We start from the raw sequence: 21,360 nt of genomic DNA, 5'->3' as shown, positions 1-21,360 counted from the left end.
ACCAGCTGTTGGCTGGTGCTCAGGAGGGCAGCGATGCGCACAGGAAGACTGACCGGATCGATGGTGGGGATCATCGTCCTGACCCTGACGGCCGCCGGCTGCGGGCTGTCCGGCGGTTCGGGCGACAGCGACTCCACGGCGGGCGGCTGCACCGTCGACAAGGGCAACGTGGGGTCCGGGAAGCTCACCGGCGAGGTGAAGGGCAAGATCACCTTCCAGACCACCAACTTGAAGAAGGACTTCGGGAGTTTCTTCAACGGGGTCATCAAGTCCTTCGAGAAGGCTCACCCCGGGACCTCGGTCAAGTGGATCGACGATCCGGGCGACAGCACCTTCACCCAGCGCAACGTCGCCGACGCCCAGGCCTGCACCCTGCCGGACGTGATCAACCTCAACTCCGAGACGGCGACGGCCCTCACGAAGGCGGGCTATCTGCTCAACCTGGGAGTCAAGGACCCCTCGGCCGCCAAGCCGTTCGTCCCCGCCTTCTGGAAGTCCAGCACCTTCAAGGACGCCTCGGGCTCCGCGCTGCACACCGTGCTCCCCTGGTACACCGGCGGCATCGTCCTGACGTACAACACCGACCTGTTGAAGAAGGCCGGCATCGACCCGGCGAAGCCGCCGACGACCGTCTTCGGGCTGTTCGCCGACTACGAGAAGATCGCCAAGTCGGCCAAGGGCAAGTACTTCGCGACGATGGCCAACCCGATCTGGCGCATCCCGGCGGACTTCGACCAGATGAACATCAAGACCCTCTCCAGCGACGGCAAGTCGGCCGTGTTCGCCGACGATCCGCGCACCACCCAGTGGGTCGCGTGGATGGCGAAGCTGTACAAGGAGGGCGCGATGCCGAAGGACTCGCTGTCCTCCAGCAACGACCCGTCCACGCCGTACACGCAGGGCAAGGTCGCCTACGGCTCGACGAATCCGAGCTATGTGCGGTTCGTGAAGCAGAACAGCCCCTCGATCTACGCCAAGACGGCGGTAGGGCAGCAGCCCTTCGACGCGCTCGGCCACACCACCGGCGCCCCGCAGTACATCTCGGTCGCCGCGACCAGCAAACACGCCCCCGTCGCCCTGGCGTTCGCGGAGTACCTCACCAACGCCGAGAACCAGACGGCCTGGTGCAAGGACCCGGACGTGGTGATCTTCCCGACGACCACCACCTCGCTCAACGACCCGTTCTTCCAGAAGGTCAGCGGCACGGACCAGTTCGCGCAGGCCCGCAAGCTGGTCGCCGACCAGCTCAAGACGACCACGGCCTACCAGACGAACCTCTCGCCGGCCGTGCAGAACGCGATCGTGTCCCAGGTGCAGTTGGCCATGCAGGGCAAGAAGAGCCCGGCACAGGCCGTCAAGGACGCCCAGGCGAAGGCCAACGAGCTGCTGAAGCAGGCTGGTTGATGGTGGCGACGCAGACCGCGAAGCCGGTGACCGTGCCCGGTGCGGAGGCTGTCGTCTCCGCACCGGGCACGGCCCGCATACGCCGACTCGCCCGGGCCGTGCTCCCTGGTCCCGCTCCCGGCGCCAACGGAGCGGCGCTGTACCGCCGTTGGTGGCTGCCCTGGCTTTGGACCGCTCCAGCGATCGTCTGCGCGGCCGTGTTCGGCGTGTTCCCCTTCCTCAACACCGTGCTGCTGTCCTTCACGAACGCCAAGCCGCTCGGCGGTGCCGCGAACTTCGTCGGGCTCTCCAACTACACCCGGATGCTGGACGATTCGGACTTCTGGCTGGCGACCCGCAACAGCGTCCTGTACGCGGTGATCGTCGTCCCCCTGATGGTGCTGCTGCCGCTCCTGCTGGCCGTCCTGGTGGAGAAGAACCTCCCCGGCATCGGCTTCTTCCGCTCGGCCTTCTACACGCCGGTGCTCGCCTCCAGCGTGGTCGTCGGACTGAGCTGGCAGTGGCTGCTGGCGGACGACGGACTGGTCAACACCTGGCTGGAGAAGGCCCACTTGATCCGGTCGGCCATCCCGTTCCTGTCCGACTCGTGGCTGATCCTGCTCTCCGCGATGGGCCTGACCCTGTGGAAGGGCCTGGGCTGGTACATGGTCTTCTATCTGGCCGCCCTCGGGAACGTTCCAAAGGAACTCCACGAGGCCGCGTCCATGGACGGCGCCGGTGCCGCCCGCCGCTTCTGGCACATCACCGTGCCCGGCGTACGGCAGGCGATGATGCTGGTCGGCACCCTCACCGGCATCGGCTCGCTGCGCGTGTTCACCGAGATCTACATGCTCGGCAGCTCCACCGGAGGCCCCGGCGGCGCCGACCGCACGCTGCCCTTCTACATCCGGGACGTCGGCCTGGACCCCATCACCGGAAACGCCGGTTACGGCTCGGCGGTGAGCGTGGCGCTGTTCGTCCTGACCCTGGGCCTGACCCTGCTGGCGCAGCGCCTGACGAAGGAGGACGAGTCATGACGACCGCAGTGCACCCCAAGTCCCGGCGTCTGACACCGCATTGGCGGGACTACGGCCGCCCCCGCGAACTCCTCGTCCGCTACCTGCTGTTGCTCCTGGTCCTGGGCCTCACCGTCGGCCCACTGATCTGGCAGTTCCTGGCCTCGCTCAAGGGCACCGGCGAGGACGTCTTCGGCGCGAACGCCTCCCTGCTGCCGCACCACCCGACCCTGCGCGCCTACCGCGAGGTCTTCAGCCAGGTCCCGGTCGCGACGTACATCAAGAACAGCCTGATCGTCGTACTCCTGTCGGTCGGCAGCCAGTTGTTGTTCTCCACCACCGCCGGCTACATGCTCTCCAAGCCCGCCTGGAAGGGCCGCAGGGCGGTCTGGATCCTCCTCGTCGCCTCCATGATGTTCCCCTTCGAGTCGATCATGGTGTCGCTGTTCCTGAGCATCCGCGACCTCGGCCTGGTCGACAACGTGGTCGGCGTGTGGCTGCCCGGCTTCGTCGGCGCGATCAACGTCCTGCTGATGCGCGGCGCGTTCCTGGCCGTACCGCGCGAGATCGAGGACTCGGGGATGCTGGACGGCGCGAGCGAGTGGCAACGCTTCCGCTACCTCTATCTCCCGTCCGCGTGGGGCGCGATCCTGGTGGTCACCATCAACACCTTCATCAGCGCCTGGGACGACTTCCTCTGGCCGCTCATCGTGCTGCGCTCCGAGGACCACATGACGCTGACACTGGGCCTCTCCCGGCTGCAGAGTTCGTCGTTCGGCTACGACCAGCGCGTGGTGATGGCCGGTTCGGTGATCTCCGTGATCCCGGTCCTTGTGCTGTTCGTCATCACCCAACGCTGGTTCTACAAGGGCGTGTCGGCGGGAGCCGTCAAGCTCTGAGGCGTACGACGAGGGGTTCGACGGCGAGCGCCGCCCTGGCGGACTGAGCGACACGGATCTCCACGGCACCGACCTGATCGAACTGGTCGGTGCCGAAGGGGATCTCGACCCTACGGCTCTCGCCCGGCGCCAACTCGACGCCCTGGAAGGCGTGCAGTTCGAGCGTGCGCGGCCAGACCGGCGTGATCAGCCGACGGATGTACAGCTGGACGACCGAACGCCCGGGCCGCTTCCCAGTGTTGGTGACTTCGACCTCGACGGTGTCCCCTGACACGTGAGGCGGACCGTACGCGAAGCTCGTGTACGACAACCCGTGCCCGAAGGAGTAGCGCGGCTCTGCGTCGGCATCCACGTAACCGCCGTACTCGATGTCCTTGTGGTTGTAGTGGACGGGGAGTTGGGCGACCGAGCGGGGCATGGAGACGGGCAGGCGGCCGGTCGGTTCCGCTCGGCCGAGCAGTATCTCGGCGATGGCCTCGCCGCCCCACGGGCCGGGGTACCAGGCGGTGAGCAGGGCGCCCGCTCGTTCGGGGACGACATGCGGGCGGCCCTGGATCAGGACGACCGCTGTGGGTGTGCCGGTCGCGGTGACGGCGTCGAGGAGTGCGTGCTGGGCGCGGCCGAGGCTCAGGCCCGCGAGGTCGGCTCCCTCGCCGCAGGTCATCTCCGAAACGGCGTTCCGTGCCGCCCCGTTGGCGTCGAAGTCCGTGTCGGGGGTACGGGCGCTGCTGCCGCCCAGCACCAGGACGGCCAGGTCGGAGGCGGCTGCCGCGGCGACCGCCTCGGGGATGCCGGAGAGGTCGTCGCCGGTGAGGGCACAGCCGTGGGCGTGGCGGATGTCGGTGCCGGGCGGGGCGAGTTGCCGTAGGCCTTCGAGGACGCTGACACCGAATAGCTGGGGTGCCGTGTAGTCGCCCAACTGGTGTGCGGCGGTGGCGGATTGGGGGCCGATGACCGCGATGCGGGAGACGGTCGACGGGATCGGCAGGACATCGCCGTCGTTACGGAGGAGGGTGACCGCGGCTCGGGCGAGGGCCGTGCTCAGCTCTCTGCCCTGTTGCGGGGAAGGGAACTCGCCTGTGCTGTAGGGCCGTTCGAAGAGGCCGAGGAGGAACTTCAGGCGGAGCACGCGGGCCACGGCGGTGTCGATGGTCTCCTCGGCCACCAGGCCCCGCTCGACCGCCTCCTCCAGGTGGGTGAAGCCCTCGTCCCAGAGGCTGAGGTCGACACCGGCGTTGAGCGCGAGGGCGCCCGCCGAGATCTTGTCGCCGGTGATGCGGGCCAGTCGGTCCACGGCGAGGCCGTCGGCCATGACCAGGCCTTCGAAACCCCACTCCTCGCGCAGGAGTTGGGTGAGCAGGGCGCGGTTGCCGGAGCAGGGCAGACCGTCGACCTCGTTGTACGCGGACATGAGGGCGGCGGCCCCGGCACGGACTCCGGCGCGGGCGGCGGGGAGGTGGATCTCGTGGAGTTCACGGAGGCCGAGTTCGGACTCGGCCGAGTTGCGGCCGCCGACGGTGGCGCCCTGTCCGGCGAAGTGCTTGAGGACGACGGGGGCCTTGTCGGGGGCGAACCCGGCGCTCGTATCGCCCTGCATACCTCTGACGAGTGCCTCGGTGAGGCGGGCGGCGAGGTACGGGTCCTCGCCGAAGCACTCCTCCGTGCGGCCCCAGCGCGGGTCACGGGCGATGTCCAGGGCGGAGACGAGGGCCACATGGCCGCCACGGGCGCGGAGTTCGGCGGCGGCATGGGCGGCGGCGCGCTCGTACAGCTCGCGATCCCACGTGGCGCCGACGGCCAGGTTGACCGGGAGGACCGTGCCGTCCAGTGCCATGTGGCCGTGCGGCACCTCCTCGACGAACAGTGCCGGGATGCCGAGCCGACTGCTCTCGATCACATGGCGTTGCACCAACTCGGCCAGGGCGGCGCTGTCTTGGGCGCCGGGTCCGTTGGTGTGGTCGACGCCGGACCAGGCGTCGGCGCGGAACAGGCCGTAGAGCGCGCCGAGTCCGGCGAAGCGGTCGGTCTCGGCGCGGAGGGCGTCGGTGAGTTCGTAGCCCTCGGGAGTGCGGCGGTAGGCGTCCCAGCCGTACATCCGCTGGTTGAGCTGGCCGACCTTCTCGCGCAGGGTCATCCGGGCGAGGAGATCGGAAACCCGGGTGTCCACAGGGGTGTTGGGGTCGCGATAGAGGGGGGTGGTGGTGTCGGTCATCGGGTGTCACCGTCGTGGGCGAGCCGGGCGAGGGCGACGGCGCCGCGGCAGCCGTCGGGTACCCAGTCGAGGGTCAGGCCGAGGGTGTGGAGGCGGGCGGTGAGGGGGTTCGTCAGCGGACCTTCGGGCCCGAGCAGGCCACCGGTGGCGACGATCCGCTCGCCGGGGCCAGGTTTCAACGCCCGTACCGTGTCGGTCAGTTGGTCTGCCGCCTCGTCGAGGATCTGTTGCGCCACGGTGTCCTTTTCGCCGGCGGCCTCGACCACCAGCGGGGCGAACCGGGCGAGACGGATGGGGAGTTCGGCCATCACGGCGGGGAGTACGTGCATGCGGTAGGCCTCGCGGTGGGCGCGGGACCAGTCGCCGTTGCCCGGTAGTACCTCGTCCGGCACTCCCAGCGCCTGGCCGACCGATCCGGCCAGCGCCGTCTCGGCTCCCCGCCCGTCCGCCATGCGCAGTGCCGCCCGTACCGCGCTCCGCCCGATCCAGAAGCCGCTGCCGTCGTCGCCGAGGAGCCAGCCGTCGCCGTCCACGGTGGCCGTGGAGCGGCGGTCGGTGATGCGCAGGGCGACCGCGCCGGTGCCGGCGACCAGGGCGAGGCCGTCGGCCGGGGTGCCGGGGGCAGAGGCGAAGGCCGCCTCGATGTCGCTGCACACGCGGATCCGGTCGGCCGGGATGCCCAGGCGATTGAGCGCGGCTGTGAGGGCGGTGCGGGCGTTGACGTGTCCCGGCTCCTCGGTGGAGGCCGCCGTGGCGCCCGCGAAGCCGCCGGCCACGGCGACCACACGGGCGCGTGCCCACTCGGGCACCGTCAGCGCGAGGGCCTCTGCCAGATGGTCGGTGAGGCGCGGCACCGGGACGGTCAGGGCGTTGCCGGGTCCGGCGGCGCCCTCGCCGAGGGAGCGCCCGTCCTCGGCGGCGGCGAGGACGGCACGGGTGCGGGTGCCGCCGGCATCGAGGCCGACGACCAGATCGCCGACGAATTCCTGGTTCAAATCATTGCTCATCACTGACTATGGTGGTTGATACATTCGCCCAGAACAAGAGCGAGCAGGGCAAGAGACAAGACCGAACCTGGGGAGGATCCCATTCCTACGCTCCGCTTCGGCGTCAACTACACGCCGCGCCGCGGTTGGTTCCACTCCTGGCACGACTTCGACCCGGCGCACGCCCGCGAGGATCTGGCCCAGATAGCCGGGCTCGGCCTGGACCACGTCCGGATCTTCCATCTCTGGCCGCTGCTCCAGCCCAACCGCACGCTGATCCGCAGGACCGCCGTGGACCAGCTGGTGCACCTGGTCGACCTGGCGGGCGAGGCGGGCCTCGACGTCCTCGTGGACGGTGTCCAGGGTCATCTGTCGAGCTTCGACTTCTACCCGGAGTGGACCCGCAGCTGGCACCACCGCAATGTGTTCACCGACCCGGAAGCGATCACGGCCCAGGCCGAGTTGCTGCGCACCCTGGGCAGCGCCCTCGCCGACCGCCCGAACCTGATCGGCCTCCAACTCGGCAACGAGCTCAACAACTTGGTGGAGCACAACCCGGTGACGGCCGACGAGGTCGACCACTATCTCGACACGCTGCTGGCCGCCGCGCGCGAGCACCTGCCGCCGGACCGGCTGGTCACGCACTCCGCGTACGACGCCGCCTGGTACGGCGACGAGCACCCGTTCACCCCGGAGGCCTCGGCCCGCAAGGGCGATCTGACCACCGTCCACCCGTGGGTGTTCTCCGGCGACTGCGCCCGCCGTTACGGCCCGCGCTCCCCGCAGGTGCTGCATCTCGCCGAGTACGGAACGGAGTTGGCGAAGGCCTACGCCACCGACCCGGCCCGACCCGTCTGGGTCCAGGAGACCGGCGCGCCCGAGCCGCACATCCCGGCGGCCGACGCCCCGGAGTTCGCGCGCGCGACCGTGCGGAACGCGGCGGAGTGCGAGGGGCTGTGGGGCGTGACCTGGTGGTGCTCGCACGACGTGGACCGCGCGCTCGCCGACTACCCCGAACTCGAGTACACGCTGGGCCTGTTCGACTCGGCGGGCCGTCCGAAGCCGATCGCCGAAGCCTTCGCCGAGGCGATCGCCGAGCCGCACACCGTCCAACTCCGCGACACGGCACTGGTGTTGGACTGCACGCCGGCCACCCGGTCGGTGTCCGGCCCTGGGGGCGCGTACTTCGAGGAGTGGATGCGGTTGCGCACCCAGGGCCTCCGCCCGGCGGTGGTCCTCGCCGAACGGGCCGATGACCAGGCGTACTTGGCGGCGCGGGGCATCAAGGAAGTCGTACAGCTGCCATGACGGTCATGCGCCCGTCAGCACCTCGGCGACGGCCCGCAGGTTGACCCTGCCCCGCCCGTAGGAGCAGAGGGCGCCGCTCTCCGGCAGCCCGGTGTCGACCAGTACGGCATCGGGGCGCCGGGCCGCCAGCGTGTCGCGCAGTCGGGCCTGCCAGGGGTGCAGGCCGGCGTCGGAGGTGGCGACGACCAGCGGGGCGTCCTCGCGCAGGATCGTGTCGACGAGGGCGGCGGGGTCGGTCGGTTCCGCGTTGAGTGCGGTGCCGGTGGCGGTGGGGTCGAGTGCGCGGAGTTCGGTGAGGAGGTCCTCGCCGCCCCAGTTGAGGGCGGGGTGCGGGGCCGGGAACAGGTCGACGACGTGGGCGCCGCGCACCGGTTGCGGCAGGGGCCGGGTGCGTACGGCGCGGCGGGCCGCCTCCAGTCCGGCGTCGGCGTCCCAACCGGCCACGGTCCGGCGCGGGTTCGCGTACCTCTCGGCGAGCCGGCGCACCCGTCCGGCCGCCTCCCGCACCCGTTCCTCCGACAGCACCTGCGAGTGCAGCGCGTCGAGCACGGCGTCCCGGCAGGCCAGGGTGACCTCCAAGTCCGGTACGGCGACGATGACTTGGTCCGCTCCGGCGGCGAGGGCGATGCGGGCGCCGGCCGCTTCGCCGTACGCGTCGGCGATCGCCTTCATCTCCAGCGCGTCGCTCACGAGGACGCCGTCGAAGCCCAGTTCGAGGCGGAGCAGGTCGCCGAGGATGCGGCGGCTCAGGGTGGCGGGGCGGTTGGCGTCCAGGGCAGGGAAGACGACATGGGCGCTCATCAGCATCGGCACGCCCGCGGCGATGGACGCGCGGAACGGTTCGAGATCGACGAGGAGTTCGTCGTACGGCCGCGGGTCGACGGCGATGCCGTGGTGGCTGTCGGTGATCGTGCCGCCGTGGCCCGGGAAGTGCTTGGCGCAGGAGGCGACGCCGCGTGCCTCGGTGGCGGTGATCCAGGCGCGCAGGTGGCGGGCGGCCAGGGCGGGGTCGGCGCCGAAGGAGCGGGTGCGCACGATCGGGTTGCGCGGCTGGTGCTGGAGGTCGGCGACGGGGGCGTAGGAGGCGGTGATGCCGAGGGTGGTGAGGTGGCCGGCGAGCGCGTCGGCGCACCGGGCGGTCAGGGCGGGGTCGTCGACGACGCCGAGGGCGTAGGAGCCGGGGACGTCCGGGGCGCCGGCGCTCACCAAATGCCCTATGCCGCCGCCCTCGTTGTCGATCGCCACGAGCAGGTCCGGGCGGAGGGCGCGGAGTTCGTCGGTGAGCCGGCGTACCTGCTCGGCGTCCCGGACGTTGCGGGTGAACAGGATGACCCCGCCGAGGCCGCGGTCGATGAGCCGCTTGAGCGGGTCCGGCACGGTCGTCGCGCCGTCGAACCCGGCGACCAGACAGCGGTGGGCCGCCTCGTCGAGGTCGAGGGGAAGGGCGGTGGCGGCGGCGGACGGGCGCTCGGCATGGGTCATAATGGAATTCAAATGGCTCGATCAGCCGGAAGTCAACAAACCGATGGATTGTTGATTCAGGCAATGATCTCGGGCGGCCCCGGGTATGCCACGGAGGAGCGGATGGCACACCCACCCGCGCGATTCACGCCATTCACGTCGTTCACGCCGTCCGCGTCGCCCACCCGCCCGCGCGCCTTCCGCTTCCGGACACCACGACGTCATACCGGATGGGAACGTTTCGCCTCGTGTCCCTGCTTCCGCTCGAAGACATCCCCGGGCCGCTCCCCGCCTCCACCGCCGGCCCCGATCCCACTCCTCCTGTCCCCGTACCCGTACCCGCACCCACCCCCGTCCCCTTCCGCCTCCCGTCCGCGGCGCGCCTCGTCACCAGGGTGCTGACGCTGCTGCCCCTGCTGCTGATCGCGGTGTGGGCGGCGGTCGACTGGCGTGCCATGTACGACGGCACGACGCGGCTCGCCTCCGCCGATCCCTGGTGGCTGCTCGCCGCGTTCTTCTTCACCTGCCTCGGCTGGGGCACCGCCGCCCTCGTCCGCCAGGGTGCCGTGCCGGACCGGTTGCCGACCGGCCTGCTGATCGCCTCGCAGTTCGCGGCCGGCGCGGCCAACCACGCGCTTCCGGCCAGCATCGGCGCCCACGCCGTGACGCTGCGCTTCCTCCAGGGCCGCGGCATCCCCCTCGCCCGCGCCACCGCGTCGCTCGCCCTGTACTCCCTGGTCAGGCCGATCGCGAAGACGCTCGTCCTCCTCGTCTTCCTGATCTCCTTCCCCGAGATCCTGCGCTCGGGCCAACTCGTCCCGCAGGGCTGGTCGTTGATCCTCGCCTTCGGCGGCCTGGGGATCGCATTCGGCACGGCCGCCGTACTCCTGACGGTGGTGCCTCCCCTGCGCCGCCCGGCCCTCCGCTGTGTCCGCACCGCCCTGACCGACGTACGACAGCTGCACACCATGCCCAGCCGCATCCTCGCCCTGTGGGGCGGGGCGGCCGCCGCCCCGGTGCTCCAGGCGACCGTGATCTTCTCGGTCGGCGCCTCGCTCGGCCTCCCGCTGTCCTGGGCCCAGGTGGTTCTCGCGTTCCTCGCCGCCAGCACCGCCGTCGGAGCCGTTCCCGCACCCGGCGGAATCGGTCCCGTGGACGCGGCGACGGTCTTCACGATGGTCGCGTTCGGCGCCCCCATGGACCTGGCCACGGCGAGTGTCATCGGCTACCGCGTCCTGACGGTGTGGCTGCCGTTGCTGCCGGGGGCGTTGATGCTGTCGGCGCTGGTCCATCGGAAGGTGCTGTGACCCAACTGCCGTAGCAGCACCGCACAGTTGAGAGGCAGGGGCCAGGCTCCTCGACGGGCGCCTGCCCCGCCCCTAACCCTCCGCCACCACCCGCACCGCCGCCTCCGTCAGCGTCGTCGCCGTGCGTACGGCGCTGGCGACGGCCTCGTCGGGGGTCAGTCCCAGCTGGTCGGTGAGGGTGAAGAGGGCGTCCGCGCCGACGACCACCGCGAGGCTCCTCTTGAGCTGGGTGAACGCGTCCGGGTCCGCCGCCCCGAGGGTGTCCGCGAGGGGGGCGAGGGCGTGGTCGATGAGGCCGAAACGGATGCCGGGTCTCATGCTCTCCGTGTCGGGGCGGACGATGGTCGCGGCCATCATCGCGCGCACCCCGCCCTGGCGGGCGAGTATGCCGCGGAGCAGGAACTCGCAGGCGAAGGCGACCCGTTCGACGGGATCGCGGGAGTCGGCGACCGGGCGGAGCGCGTCGACGGGGTCGGGCCAGACGCCGGCCAGGGCCTCGCCGATCAGTGACGGCAGGTCGGGGAAGTAGCGGTAGGCGGTGGCCTCGGAGACCAGGGCGGCGCGGGCGATCGCGGGCATGGTCACCTCGCTGCCCGCGCCGATCAGCGCACGGGCCGCGTCGACGATCGCCGTACGGGTGCGCTTCTTCTGGTTGCTGCGGCCCGTGTCCGTCTGTGCTGTCGCCATCGGTGCGTCACATCCCCGTATCTGCTCGTCGTTGCCGTCGGTCCTCCGGACTTTATCACGACAAGCTCTCATCGTGAGAGTTCACTTGCATAACGAGAGCCTCCCGCCTACTGTCCTGAGGGCGGACAACAGACAGCGCGGACAACAGACAGCAGCAACAGATGAGGGAGTCGGCGATGAACGAGGTTTCCGTGGTCGGCCCGGACGACGGCGAGACGATCCGCCTGGGCCCGGCCACCATGCGCATCCTGGAGGACGGCAGCACCACCGGCCACCGTCTGGGCATCGGCGAGATCACCCTCGCCCCGCACACCGAGGGCCCGCCGCAGCACCGGCACGCCCAGCACGACGAGGGCTTCTACGTCGTCTCCGGCACCGTGCACTTCACCATCGGCGAGACCACGCACGTCGCCCCCGCGGGCACCCTCGCGATGATCCCGCCCGGCGCCCCGCACACCTTCGCCAACCCGGGCGACGAACCCGCGGTGATGATCAACACCTTCACGCCCGACCTGTACGTGCAGTACTTCCGCGATCTGCGGGACATGATCGCCGGCGGTCAGGAACTCGACGCCGAGTCGACGATCAAGGTGATGAGCCACTATGCCACCGTGCCCTCGACCGACTACGCGCGTCCCTGACGGGATGTCACTTGCGGGTGCCCGTGGTCGGCTTGGGCTCGGTGCCCTCGGCGCGCACGGTGCTGTGGCTCTTCTTCTTGGGGAGGTGCCGGGGCACGACGTCCTGGGGGAAGGTGAGTTGCTGGTTCATCCACTTCAGGGCGGCGGGCATCTCCCGTACCCAGGTGGGGAAGTTGTGGCTGCCGGACTCGGGCAGGATCGACGCGACGCGCATGGGCGCCTTGACGGCCTTGATGAAGGCGAGGGTCTGCGGATAGCCCCGCTCGCCGTGCTTGCTCTCGGCGACCAGGACGGAGACCTGGGGTGCGGGCAGGTGCTTCAGCCGCCACATCAGGTCGTGCCCGTTGACCCGGTTGACCCGGCCCAGTCCGCTGCCGAAGAGGTTGCCGGTGGTGGGGTCGTCCTTGACCCGGTAGTCGGGCGAGAGCGCGGCGGCCGTCGTGTACACGTGCGGGTTGCGCATCGTCAGCTGCAGGGCGCAACTGCCGCCGGACGAGTACCCCATGACACCCCACGCGCTGGCGTCGTGCCCGACCCGGTAGGCGGACTTGAGGGCCTGCGGAAGGTCCTTGGCGAGGAAGGTCTCGGTCTGCGGTCCGCCGGGGACGTTCACGCACTCGGTGTCGCGCGGCGGGGCGATCGTCGGCCGGATCATCACCATGATGGTCGGCTGCATCTGCCCGCTCCTCTGCAGCTGCCCGGCGGTCTGCGACACCCGCAGGTACTGCGCGAGGTTGAAGATGCTGCCCGGGTAGCCGCTGAGCGCGACGACCACGGGGAAGCGCTGCCTGGCGTACGCCTTCTGGAAGTACTGCGGCGGCAGGTAGACGAACGCCGGGTCGACCACGCCGGTGCGGCGGCCGATGACCTTCACCGACTCCACCTTGCCGTTCACCGCGGGATTGCCGGTGGGCAGTCCGCTGACCCGGTTCAGCTGCTCGTCGGAGGCGGGCTGCACCAGCGCGCCCTTCACGGAGACGCCGGTCGCGCCGCCGTTGTGGTCGGCCGCCTGGGTCACGCCCACGGGCGCGGTGTCGGTGTTGCCGAAGAGCTCGTCCCACGATCCGAAGAACTGGTACGACGAGTTGAGCCAGCACGCGAAGGCGGCGATGATCGTGACCTGTGTCACTCCGATGGCCGCCAGCCGCCCGAGTACGTGCCGCACCTTGCGCTGGGCGAGCCGTGGCCATACCCAGACCAGCAGCGCCACGCAGACGACAGCCACGGCCGCCACCACATCAACGGTTGTCTCGCTGGTCAAACCCATGCCACTCAGTCCCCGGTTCCTTGCCTGTGCTCGTTCCTTCACACAGAAGGAGGGCTACGGACCCTTCCGCGTTCCTCAACGAGCACGAATAGGACAAAGAAGCGGGTCCCGCCGTGTTTCCCCGGACGGACCTGTCCCAGGTTTACGGCGACGCGGGACGTGTTCGGCTGTCGGCGCATGCTCCGCTGATCCCGATCCATACGCGGGCGTACGCAACCGGCCGGTGGGATACGGCGGTCTGGTTGAGTCGACGGGGGCCGCATCGTCCGGCCCGAGCCGGTAGGTTTCGCAGCGGCCCGAAGAGGTCGACTGCGGGGAAGGGAACGGCATGGCGAAGGAAGACTCCGCCGTCCTGGCCGACAGACTGGCTTCCGCCCGGTTGCAGTACTTCGTCGGCCGGCAGGAGGAACTCGCCCTCTTCCGGCGGGCGTTGGCCGGAGAACCCGGTACCCCGACGGTCATCGTGCTGCACGGACCGGGAGGCATGGGCAAGAGCGCGCTGCTGCAGCGTTTCGGCGCGGAGGCACGCGAGGCGGGTCGGCCGGTGGTCGGCGTCAGCGCCCGTACGGTCGGTCTCTCGCCGTCCGCCTTCGAGGCGGCGACCGCCGAGGTCTTCACGCAGGACAACGCTGTCCTGCTGGTCGACGACTTCGAGCGCTACCGGGACATCGAGGAGTGGATACGCGACCGCTTCCTGCCCCGGCTGCCGTCCGGTGCCCTGGTCGTCGTCGCCGGCCGGCTCGCCCCCGACCCGCTCTGGAAGGCCGACCTGGCGTGGAGCGAGGTCCTCCAGGTCGTGCCGCTACGGGAGTTGGGGCCCGCGGACTCGGCAGCCCTGCTCGGCTCACGAGGCGTCGACCCCTCGCGGCACTCGGCGCTGCTCCGGTTCGCCGCGGGCCATCCGCTCGCCCTGCGCCTGGCCGCCGAGGCCGCGACCCACGGCAACTCCTCGACGGAGGAGATGTTCTGGGCGCCGCTGCGTACGGTCGTCGACCGGCTGCTGACACACATCGTCGGCAAGCCGCCCTCGTCCGCGCACAGGCGGGCGCTGGAGGTGAGCGGCCATGTCGTGGACACCACGGAGGAGTTGTTGCGGGTGGTGCTGCCGGACGAGGACGCCACCGAACTGTTCGCCTGGTTACGGCAGTTGTCGTTCATGAAGTCGGGGCCCTTCGGGGTGTGCCCGTACGACGTGGTCCGGGACGCCCTCGACAGCGACTTCCGCTGGCGTGATCCGGAGCGGTACAAGGCCATGCACCGCACCGTGCGCCGTCACCTCGTGGAGCGGGTCCGCGACGCCTCGGAGAAGGAAGCCCTGCGGGCCGCCCGCGAGTTCAACCACATCGTGTCCAGAGCCCAGTGGCTGCGGGAGTTCCAGGGCGACCGCGACGAAGGCGCCGTCCACGAGGAACCGATGCGGCCCGAGGACGCCCCCGCGCTGATCGAGCTGGCCCGCAGGGTCGAGGGCGAGGACAACGCCCGTGCCGTCGCCCACTGGTTGAGGCGTCAGCCCGAGGCGTTCCACGTCCACCGGCGCTGCGGCACGGGTCAACTGCTGGGATTCATGGCCTGGTTGAGGGTCGACGGGCTGGACGACGAGACGCGGGCGGCCGACCCGGTGACGGCGGAGGCGTGGGAGCTGGTCTCCGCGATGACTCCCCCGCGCCAGGGTGAACACCTCGGTGTGGCGCGCTTCATGGTGCACGAGGAGAACCACCACCGCCCCTCGCGGTCGTGGGACCTGGTGCGCATGCGGATCGTCTTCGAGCTGCTGCGCGCCAAGCACTGCGCCTGGTCCTGTTTCGTCAGCGCCGAACCGAAGTTCTGGGCGCCGCTGATGACGTACATGGGCATGTTCCAGCCGCCCCGCCAGGCCGTCCACGCCGAGCGCGGATACGGGCTGTTCTGCCACGACTGGCGGGCGGCGCGGGTGGACGAGTGGGCCGAGGGCATAGACGCGCGCCTGCTCAGCGGGGCGCCGGCGGTGGCGGCCGGGAAGCCGAAGTCCCGGCTCACGTCGCTGAGTCGGGAGGAGTCGGACGCGGCGGTGCGGGAGGCGCTGCGCGGCTGGCTCGACCCCGGCGGGCTCGCCGACAACCCGCTGCTGCGCAGTCGGCTGGTGGAGGAACTCAGCGAGGGCGACCCGGAGACCGCGCTGCGCGAACTGGTCGGCAAGGCCGTGCAGCGGCTGAACGCGCATCCCCGGACCCGGCATCTGCACGACGTGCTGACGCTGACGTACCACTCGACGTCCACGCAGGACGCCGTGGCACGGAAGCTGAACCTGGCGTTCAGCACCTACCGCCGGCATCTGGCCCGGGCCCTGGACGAGGTACGAGAGACGGTGTGGGACTGGGAGGTGCACGGCCGGATCAGGGCCGAACAGGAGCCGTCACCGGGGAGTTGAGCGGGCGTACGCGGCGGGTGTCAGGCCGTAGCGCTTCTTGAAGGCGCGGATGAAGTGGCTGCTGTCGGCGAACTGCCAGTGGGCGGCGAGTTCGGAGACGCTCAGGCGGCCGTACGGGGCGGTGAGCGCGAGGCGGGCCTCTTCCAGGCGTCGGTGGCGGATGTGGGCGGTGACCGACTCCCCCGTCGTCGCGAAGGCCCGCTGCAATGTGCGTACGGAGACGTTGAGTTGACGCGCCAGCAGCACTGGGGAGAGTTCGGGGTCGGTGAGGTGGCTGTCCGCGAGGTCTTTCGCGGCCTGGGTGAGGGCGGGGGCCAACTGGGGCTCCACGTCGTCGAACTGACGTAACGCCACCGCCTTGGCCAGCTCGATCAGCGTGCTGTGGGCGGCGCGCAGCCCTGCCGGGCCGAGGTCGGCGACGGTCGCGTGGACCATGTTCGTGTGGGCCGTCAGCAACCGCATCTCCGCCGAGTCCGCCGACCCGGTGACGCCCCGGTTGCCGAGCAGCGGGACGAGCGCGGCGGAGGGCAGGACGAGAAACTGCGCGGAGGTGTGCGGCGCCGCCTCGAAAGCGTACTGGCGCCCGACGTGCCGGAGTAGGAACTGCCCTGCCGGTACGGTGCGTTCGCCCCGGCCGCGCGGACCTCCCAGCCGCCACGCGCCGGTCCGCACCACGTACATCCGCACCTGGTCCTCGTCACCGCCCGGACGGTCCGCGCTGTGCGTGGCCGATGCGCAGTGGACCTCCATGGCGGCCACGTCGCGCACCCTGGTGAAGCGTCCCCTGACCCGCCAGTCGCCGATCGTGCCGGGGCTCAGCGTCGGCAGCCGGAAGGCGTCGCCGAAGCGTCCCTCCCAGCCATGTCGGAAGCCGTCGAATCCGCGCGGTGCGCCGCCCGGGACGGTGGAGTCCACCGACAACATCCCGCTGCTCGCGCCTCTCGCCATCCGATCCCCCCGCATGCGCCGCGTACCGTGCGCCGACCTTCCTCCACTTCGGAGGGAAGGGCAAAACGGCTCGGCGGGGAATCAGTGCGTGACGCTCACCCGTACCGTCATCGTGCCCTTGTTGTCGGCGGAGCAGGACCCGGCGAGGTCGTTCATGCCCAGTTGGAGGGTCCCGTTACCGGTCGCGCGGAAGGTGAGTTTCTGGCCCACCGAGTAGACGGGGAAGGCCTTTTGGCCCTTGAGCTGGGCGAGCAGGGTGGCGAAGGGGGCCTTGGCGTCGACCTTGCAGTCCTTGGCACCGTCCAGCAACTTGTTGGTGGCGGCGTCGTATCCGGCGGGCCCGGCCATGGGCATGTTCCGGTAGTCGGCGGTCCACTGCCCTGACACGTACCGCACGGTGACCTGGTCGCCGCGCCGGACGGTCACTCCGGTCACCGGCTGCCAGCCGGTCGCCGACTGGACGACCTGCCGGGTGGTCGTCGTCTTCGGGCCCGCCTTGAGCGGCAGCGTGCCGGTGAGGAAGAGTCCGCCCACAACGCCCGCCGCCAGTACGGCCGTTCCGGCCAGTGCCCACATCAGCCGTCGTCCACGGGATGAACGGGGCGGCCGGGGCCGGGAGTTGAGCGACGTGGTGTGCCGCTCGGTCGGGGTGAACAGCTCACGGCCGCTCGTCATCGTGTCCGCTTCGTGCGACCCGGCCGGAGAGAAGAACACGCGCACGGTCGCCGACGGCAGTGGCCCGGCGTCCGACTCCGCTGCTGCGACGCGCCGTAGCGCGGACCGCGCGCTCGCCGACGAGAGGCGGTCGTCCGGGGACTTGCGCAGCAGCGCCTCGACGACCGGGCGCAGCGGGCCGAGCCGCTCGGTCAGGACGGGTGCCTCGTAGGCCACCGCGTGCAGGGTCGCGGGCCGGGCCGGTCTGCGGAACGGGGACTGTCCGCCGCAGACGGTGGCCAGGGTCGCGCCCAGCGACCACAGGTCGGAGGCGGGGCCGACCTCCCAGCCCATCACCCGCTCGGGCGCCATGAACTCGAGGGAGCCGACCAGTTCACCGGTGGTCGTCAGGAACTCGCCGTCGTCCAGGGCCGCGATGCCGAAGTCGGTGAGGACGGCGCTGCCGTCGGGGCGCAGCAGGACGTTGGCGGGTTTGACGTCGCGGTGCAGAGTGCCGGCCGCGTGCACGGCCTCCAGGGCGTCGAGGAGTTGCAGCCCGAGGGCGGCGGCGTGCTGCGGTGTGAGGAGTCCGGTCCCGGCGATGCTCTGAGCGAGCGAGGGGCCCTGGACGAGTTCCATGACGATCCACAGCCGGTCCTCGTACTCGACCAGGTCATGGACGCCGACCACATGGGGGTGCGGCACACGGGCGACCGCGCGGGCCTCACGGATCGCGCGGCGCACGCGGATGCGGTGCTCCTCGTCGCCGTGGGTGAGGATGTGCAGTTCCTTGGCGGCGACCGGGCGGTCCAGCAGCTGGTCGTGGGCACGCCACACGGTGCCCATGCCGCCTCGGCCGAGGACGTCGTGCAGCTGGTACCGCCCGGCGATCAGCCGCTGCGGACCGCGCTGCGCGTGCGTCGCCGCCTGGTGCTCGCCGTCTCCGGATGTCACGGGCTCTCTCACGTTTCCTTCGGGTCGCGGGTGCTCCTGCCCGGGAAGCAGCGCGGCAGCGGCCCCCGGATCACCCGGGCGGCCACTGCCTCGGCGCTGCCTGCCGTGTTACTTGGCGGGCTTGTAGAACGCGTAGGTGGCGGAGTACTGGACGCTCACCTGGTCGGTGCCCGTGCAGGCGCCGGCCGGGGCGACACCGCCGTGCGTGTTGAGGCGCTGGATGTAGGAGACGTCGGCGAAGACGCCGGTACCGCGCGTGGCGGTGGACTTCAGCAGCAGTTCGGGGATGGTGCCGGTCTTGGGCGAGTTGGCGATCGCGGAGCCGTTGACGGCGCTGCCGTCCACCGTGGACACCCACACGGGGCCGCGGGAGTGCAGGGCGACGGAGCGCTTGGAACGGTCGTTCTTGGCCCACAGGGTCGCGGCCGGCTCCAGCAGCGTCCAGGCGGCGTTGGTGCAGGTGTAGGTCTGGACGCCGGCGGCGGAGAAGACGCCGGTGAGCTTGTTGCCGTCGGGGACCTTCAGCGCGTCGGGCACGGTGACGCCGAGGCGGAGGGGCGGCTGCGGGGTGGCGGCCTGGCCGACGGTCGCGCTCACGAGCGTGCCGGCGGTCACCGCGGTGAGGGCCGCGGTGCTGAGGATGAGACGTCTGGCGATCTTCATCGGTATGTCTCCAGAGCAATTTCTGAACAGGGTCGCGGGTATCCGGACTTCCGGGCCGATCAGATGATCTTCGGCCCCGCTGCCGCAATGTACGGGGGAACAAACGCGATGTGCGGGCGAATACTCACGCCCGGGTTGCCAACTTCTGATCGACTTATGGCCACCGCTGCTCACTTGCGGTGCCCTGTGCCCCCGCGAGGCCGGCGGGACTCCAGGTCGCGGAACCGGCCGGGCGAGATCCCGTACTCCCGACGGAAGGCGGCCCCGAACGCGAACTCCGTGGAGTAGCCGACCTGTCGGGCGATCGTCGCCAGCGGCGACCTGGTCTCCCTCAGCAGCCGCGCTCCGTGGCTGAGCCGCCGACCGGTCAGATAGGTCATGGGCGGTGTGCCGACGAGCGTGGTGAACCGTTTGGTGAACGCCGTCCGTGACATCCCCACGCTCGCGCCGAGTTGCCGCACGGTCCACGGCTTGTGCAGGCTCGTATGGATCTCGCGCAAGGCCACGGAGATCACGGGATCGCAGATCTCCGGCCGGTCGGAGTCGCGGTTCTGCTCCAGCCACCGGCGCAGGGCATGGGTCAGCAGAAGGTCCAGTAACGCGGGGCGGGTTGCTCCGCCGCCCGGACGGGTGTCGGACACGTCCGCCGCCAACAGGTCGGTCAGCAACCGCAGTTGCAGGTCATGGCCCGGCGATACGACGAGCACCTCGGGCAACGCCCGCAGATAGGGGTGCACTTGGCCGTGGTCGAGTCGGTACGCGCCGGCGAGGAACTCCGCGTCGCCCGGATCGGGACCGCGCAGGGCCTCGCTTGCGGTCCCGTCCGCCGGGGGCAACTCCCCGAGCGCGCCCGGCGCGTGGCTGAGCCCGAACTCCGCGCCGGACGGGGTGAGGACGACATCGCCGGCCGCGAGCGCACGGGGCCGGCCGGTGGCCGTGATCAGCCAGGCGCCGCCGCGCAGGAGGACATGGAACCCGCTGCCCGTGAAGGCCGGGAACCGTACGCCCCAGGAGCCCGACCTCCGCACCCGGCAGGCCTCGGCCCGCCCGGTCCGCACACTGCCGATCGCCTCGCTCAGGACGTCCACGCCCGCACCGGCCGAACAGGCCGTACGGACACGGGAGTCGGCGACCGCGCAGCTGGAGCTCTCTTGGTTCACGGATCTCTCGTCCTTCGTGTGCACAGGGCCGCACCGCACCCGGAACCGCCCGGGCCGACCCACTCCCGCCGGAGCCTAGGAGGAGCGGCACTGCAGGCACTTGGACCACAGCGGCGTCCGAACAGAACATGAGCGCCACGGGGCACAGCGGCGAAGTCCGTATTGCCGTCCGCGTTTCCGTTGTCCGGCACGAAGGGCGCCGGTCTCCTCTACGGAAGACTCCGCCGGCCGGACTGGCGCGCGGCGGAGACATGGGAACGGACAGGAGTGTGGAGAGATGCCTCGTTGCCGGTTGTCCATCCGCCGACAAGGGCGCGCACGATCCGGGGCGGGCCACCGCCGCGCGCCCCACCCGGGACGCGCGGGACGCAGACGGTTCGGCGTGGCGGCAGGGGTGCTGTTCACCTGCCTCGCCGTGGTGACCGGCGTGTTCATGGCCCGAGCACAGTCAGGGCCGTCGTCGCAGGGCCGTACCGTCGCGGGCCCGTCGTCCCCGCACGGTACGGCGACCGCCGGCACCCCGTCGCTCCCCGGACCGTCGTCATCGGCGACGACGACGTCATCGCCGCGCGCGAAGCCCTCGCCCTCTCCTGACGCACGGAAGTCGCCCAAGGCCGGCGCCTCGCCGTCCCGCGCGGCCGCCCAGCCGAAGGCCGCGACCGCAGGCAAGCGCACCATCACCCTCGTCAACCGCCTCGATCAGACGATCTGGCCCGCGATCGCGGCGGACCCCAAACACCCTGTGGAGGCGACGGGTTGGGTGCTGCGGCCCGGGGCCAGCCTGAGCTTCTCCATCCCCGACCACTGGGACGTCCGGCTGTGGGCACGCACCGGCTGCTCCTTCGACGCGGCCGGCAACGGCGACTGCCTCAGCGGGGGCTGCGGCCGTTTCCAGTGCGGGTCGACCTGGGGCGAATTCCCTTCCACGCTCGCCGAGTTCAACCTGAACGCCTGGAACGGCATGGACTTCTACGACGTCAGCCTGGTCGAGGGCAACAACCTGCCGATGTGGATCAACAGTTACGGCGGCTCGTCCCGCGACAAGCTCGACGCCAACGGATGCTCCGCCGCGGGATGCACCCGGGACGCCAACGCGACCTGCCCCACCAAGCTGCAACGCGTCCGGGGCGGCCGGGTCGTGGCGTGTCTGAGCGCCTGCCTCGTGTTCAAGACGGACCAGACCTGCTGCACGGGCGCCTACGCGGCACGCCCCCAGTGCGTCCCCTCGTCCTGGCCCGTCGATTCGGCGGCCGTGTTCAAGAAGGCCGAACCCTTCGCCTACTCCTACGTCAACGACGACGCGACCAGCGTGCTCACCTGCTCGGGAGAGTGCGGGTACCGCGTCACCTGGGGCGTGAGCCCCTGACCGCGACAGCCGAGGTGGGCGCCCGTCCCGTGCGGCCGGGC

Annotated in this window: 17 protein-coding genes; 8 read left to right on the top strand and 9 right to left on the bottom strand. The window is 70.8% G+C overall.

The annotated features are described in order from the left end of the window. Nucleotides 1-33 precede the first annotated feature (33 nt). The 3 genes from OO70_RS31515 to OO70_RS31505 are packed head-to-tail and all read left to right on the top strand — an operon-like array spanning nucleotide 34 to nucleotide 3,298. A complete protein-coding gene (locus OO70_RS31515; protein WP_043678506.1) occupies nucleotides 34-1,404 on the top strand; it encodes an extracellular solute-binding protein in 1,371 nt (456 codons plus the stop codon). Next, nucleotides 1,404-2,420, top strand: coding sequence for a carbohydrate ABC transporter permease (locus tag OO70_RS31510; RefSeq protein WP_043678505.1), 1,017 nt, complete (start codon nucleotides 1,404-1,406; stop codon nucleotides 2,418-2,420). Before OO70_RS31515 ends, OO70_RS31510 begins: the two co-directional genes overlap by 1 nt. Beyond that, nucleotides 2,417-3,298, top strand: a complete 882-nt coding sequence (locus OO70_RS31505) for a carbohydrate ABC transporter permease (RefSeq protein ID WP_043678502.1) — start codon at nucleotides 2,417-2,419, stop codon at nucleotides 3,296-3,298. Before OO70_RS31510 ends, OO70_RS31505 begins: the two co-directional genes overlap by 4 nt. Here the strand turns inward: OO70_RS31505 and OO70_RS31500 are convergent. Both OO70_RS31500 and OO70_RS31495 read right to left on the bottom strand, forming a co-directional pair. After that, on the bottom strand, nucleotides 3,288-5,510 hold the full coding sequence (locus OO70_RS31500) for a glycoside hydrolase family 3 N-terminal domain-containing protein (RefSeq protein ID WP_106971790.1): 2,223 nt from the start codon (nucleotides 5,508-5,510) through the stop codon (nucleotides 3,288-3,290). The two genes, OO70_RS31505 and OO70_RS31500, sit on opposite strands and share 11 nt — an antisense overlap. Continuing rightward, a complete protein-coding gene (locus OO70_RS31495) occupies nucleotides 5,507-6,517 on the bottom strand; it encodes an N-acetylglucosamine kinase (RefSeq protein WP_051741780.1) in 1,011 nt (336 codons plus the stop codon). The genes OO70_RS31500 and OO70_RS31495 overlap by 4 nt, the downstream gene beginning before the upstream one ends. An 18-nt stretch (nucleotides 6,518-6,535) precedes the next feature. Between OO70_RS31495 and OO70_RS31490 the strand changes: the two genes are divergently transcribed. Continuing rightward, nucleotides 6,536-7,804 carry a glycoside hydrolase 5 family protein gene (locus OO70_RS31490; RefSeq protein ID WP_043678639.1) on the top strand — a complete coding sequence of 423 codons (1,269 nt, stop codon included), beginning with the start codon at nucleotides 6,536-6,538 and terminating at the stop codon, nucleotides 7,802-7,804. Between the two features lie 3 nt (nucleotides 7,805-7,807). Here the strand turns inward: OO70_RS31490 and OO70_RS31485 are convergent, their stop codons facing one another. Continuing rightward, nucleotides 7,808-9,286, bottom strand: coding sequence for a glycoside hydrolase family 3 N-terminal domain-containing protein (locus OO70_RS31485; protein ID WP_043678500.1), 1,479 nt, complete (start codon nucleotides 9,284-9,286; stop codon nucleotides 7,808-7,810). A gap of 227 nt (nucleotides 9,287-9,513) precedes the next feature. Here OO70_RS31485 and OO70_RS31480 point away from each other — a divergent pair, with 227 nt between their 5' ends. After that, on the top strand, nucleotides 9,514-10,572 hold the full coding sequence (locus OO70_RS31480; RefSeq protein WP_043678497.1) for a lysylphosphatidylglycerol synthase transmembrane domain-containing protein: 1,059 nt from the start codon (nucleotides 9,514-9,516) through the stop codon (nucleotides 10,570-10,572). A 72-nt stretch (nucleotides 10,573-10,644) separates the two neighbouring features. On the opposite strand, the gene OO70_RS31475 is transcribed toward OO70_RS31480, so the two are convergent. Next, nucleotides 10,645-11,259, bottom strand: coding sequence for a TetR/AcrR family transcriptional regulator (locus tag OO70_RS31475; RefSeq protein WP_043678495.1), 615 nt, complete (start codon nucleotides 11,257-11,259; stop codon nucleotides 10,645-10,647). Between the two features lie 176 nt (nucleotides 11,260-11,435). On the opposite strand from OO70_RS31475, the gene OO70_RS31470 reads away from it, so the two are divergent. Further along, nucleotides 11,436-11,900 (top strand): cupin domain-containing protein, encoded by a 465-nt coding sequence (locus OO70_RS31470; protein WP_043678493.1) that lies wholly within the window; start codon nucleotides 11,436-11,438, stop codon nucleotides 11,898-11,900. Nucleotides 11,901-11,907: 7 nt separating this feature from the next. Here OO70_RS31470 and OO70_RS31465 read toward each other — a convergent pair whose 3' ends face one another. Then, a complete protein-coding gene (locus tag OO70_RS31465) occupies nucleotides 11,908-13,167 on the bottom strand; it encodes an alpha/beta hydrolase (protein WP_043678490.1) in 1,260 nt (419 codons plus the stop codon). Between the two features lie 328 nt (nucleotides 13,168-13,495). Here OO70_RS31465 and OO70_RS31460 point away from each other — a divergent pair, with 328 nt between their 5' ends. Continuing rightward, nucleotides 13,496-15,574, top strand: a complete 2,079-nt coding sequence (locus OO70_RS31460; protein WP_043678488.1) for an AAA family ATPase — start codon at nucleotides 13,496-13,498, stop codon at nucleotides 15,572-15,574. On the opposite strand, the gene OO70_RS56225 is transcribed toward OO70_RS31460, so the two are convergent. From OO70_RS56225 to OO70_RS31440, 4 genes are all read right to left on the bottom strand, one after another. After that, complete coding sequence (locus OO70_RS56225; protein ID WP_063749752.1) at nucleotides 15,560-16,498, bottom strand: helix-turn-helix domain-containing protein; 939 nt, start codon at nucleotides 16,496-16,498, stop codon at nucleotides 15,560-15,562. The genes OO70_RS31460 and OO70_RS56225 overlap by 15 nt on opposite strands. A gap of 105 nt (nucleotides 16,499-16,603) precedes the next feature. Continuing rightward, nucleotides 16,604-18,130, bottom strand: a complete 1,527-nt coding sequence (locus OO70_RS51375; protein WP_051741777.1) for a serine/threonine-protein kinase — start codon at nucleotides 18,128-18,130, stop codon at nucleotides 16,604-16,606. A 108-nt stretch (nucleotides 18,131-18,238) separates the two neighbouring features. Further along, nucleotides 18,239-18,793 carry a DUF3455 domain-containing protein gene (locus OO70_RS31445; RefSeq protein WP_043678484.1) on the bottom strand — a complete coding sequence of 185 codons (555 nt, stop codon included), beginning with the start codon at nucleotides 18,791-18,793 and terminating at the stop codon, nucleotides 18,239-18,241. Nucleotides 18,794-18,963: 170 nt separating this feature from the next. Next, nucleotides 18,964-19,953, bottom strand: a complete 990-nt coding sequence (locus OO70_RS31440; RefSeq protein ID WP_234336989.1) for an AraC family transcriptional regulator — start codon at nucleotides 19,951-19,953, stop codon at nucleotides 18,964-18,966. A 382-nt stretch (nucleotides 19,954-20,335) separates the two neighbouring features. On the opposite strand from OO70_RS31440, the gene OO70_RS31435 reads away from it, so the two are divergent. Continuing rightward, nucleotides 20,336-21,319 carry a thaumatin family protein gene (locus OO70_RS31435; RefSeq protein ID WP_158711538.1) on the top strand — a complete coding sequence of 328 codons (984 nt, stop codon included), beginning with the start codon at nucleotides 20,336-20,338 and terminating at the stop codon, nucleotides 21,317-21,319. Nucleotides 21,320-21,360: the final 41 nt, after the last annotated feature.

The organism is Streptomyces xylophagus (assembly GCF_000716435.1).
GTDB lineage: Bacteria > Actinomycetota > Actinomycetes > Streptomycetales > Streptomycetaceae > Streptomyces > Streptomyces xylophagus.
Note: the sequence above shows the minus strand (reverse complement) of the source record. Positions and strands in the feature narration are given on the sequence as shown.

Bases quoted from the DNA above. Each gene is read 5' to 3' on its own strand.
- OO70_RS31515 (WP_043678506.1), top strand. From the start codon at position 34: ATGCGCACAGGAAGACTGACCGGATCGATGGTGGGGATCATCGTCCTG.
- OO70_RS31510 (WP_043678505.1), top strand. From the start codon at position 1,404: ATGGTGGCGACGCAGACCGCGAAGCCGGTGACCGTGCCCGGTGCGGAG.
- OO70_RS31505 (WP_043678502.1), top strand. From the start codon at position 2,417: ATGACGACCGCAGTGCACCCCAAGTCCCGGCGTCTGACACCGCATTGG.
- OO70_RS31500 (WP_106971790.1), bottom strand. From the start codon at position 5,510: ATGACCGACACCACCACCCCCCTCTATCGCGACCCCAACACCCCTGTG.
- OO70_RS31495 (WP_051741780.1), bottom strand. From the start codon at position 6,517: ATGAGCAATGATTTGAACCAGGAATTCGTCGGCGATCTGGTCGTCGGC.
- OO70_RS31485 (WP_043678500.1), bottom strand. From the start codon at position 9,286: ATGACCCATGCCGAGCGCCCGTCCGCCGCCGCCACCGCCCTTCCCCTC.
- OO70_RS31475 (WP_043678495.1), bottom strand. From the start codon at position 11,259: ATGGCGACAGCACAGACGGACACGGGCCGCAGCAACCAGAAGAAGCGC.
- OO70_RS31470 (WP_043678493.1), top strand. From the start codon at position 11,436: ATGAACGAGGTTTCCGTGGTCGGCCCGGACGACGGCGAGACGATCCGC.
- OO70_RS31465 (WP_043678490.1), bottom strand. From the start codon at position 13,167: ATGGGTTTGACCAGCGAGACAACCGTTGATGTGGTGGCGGCCGTGGCT.
- OO70_RS31460 (WP_043678488.1), top strand. From the start codon at position 13,496: ATGGCGAAGGAAGACTCCGCCGTCCTGGCCGACAGACTGGCTTCCGCC.
- OO70_RS56225 (WP_063749752.1), bottom strand. From the start codon at position 16,498: ATGTTGTCGGTGGACTCCACCGTCCCGGGCGGCGCACCGCGCGGATTC.
- OO70_RS31445 (WP_043678484.1), bottom strand. From the start codon at position 18,793: ATGAAGATCGCCAGACGTCTCATCCTCAGCACCGCGGCCCTCACCGCG.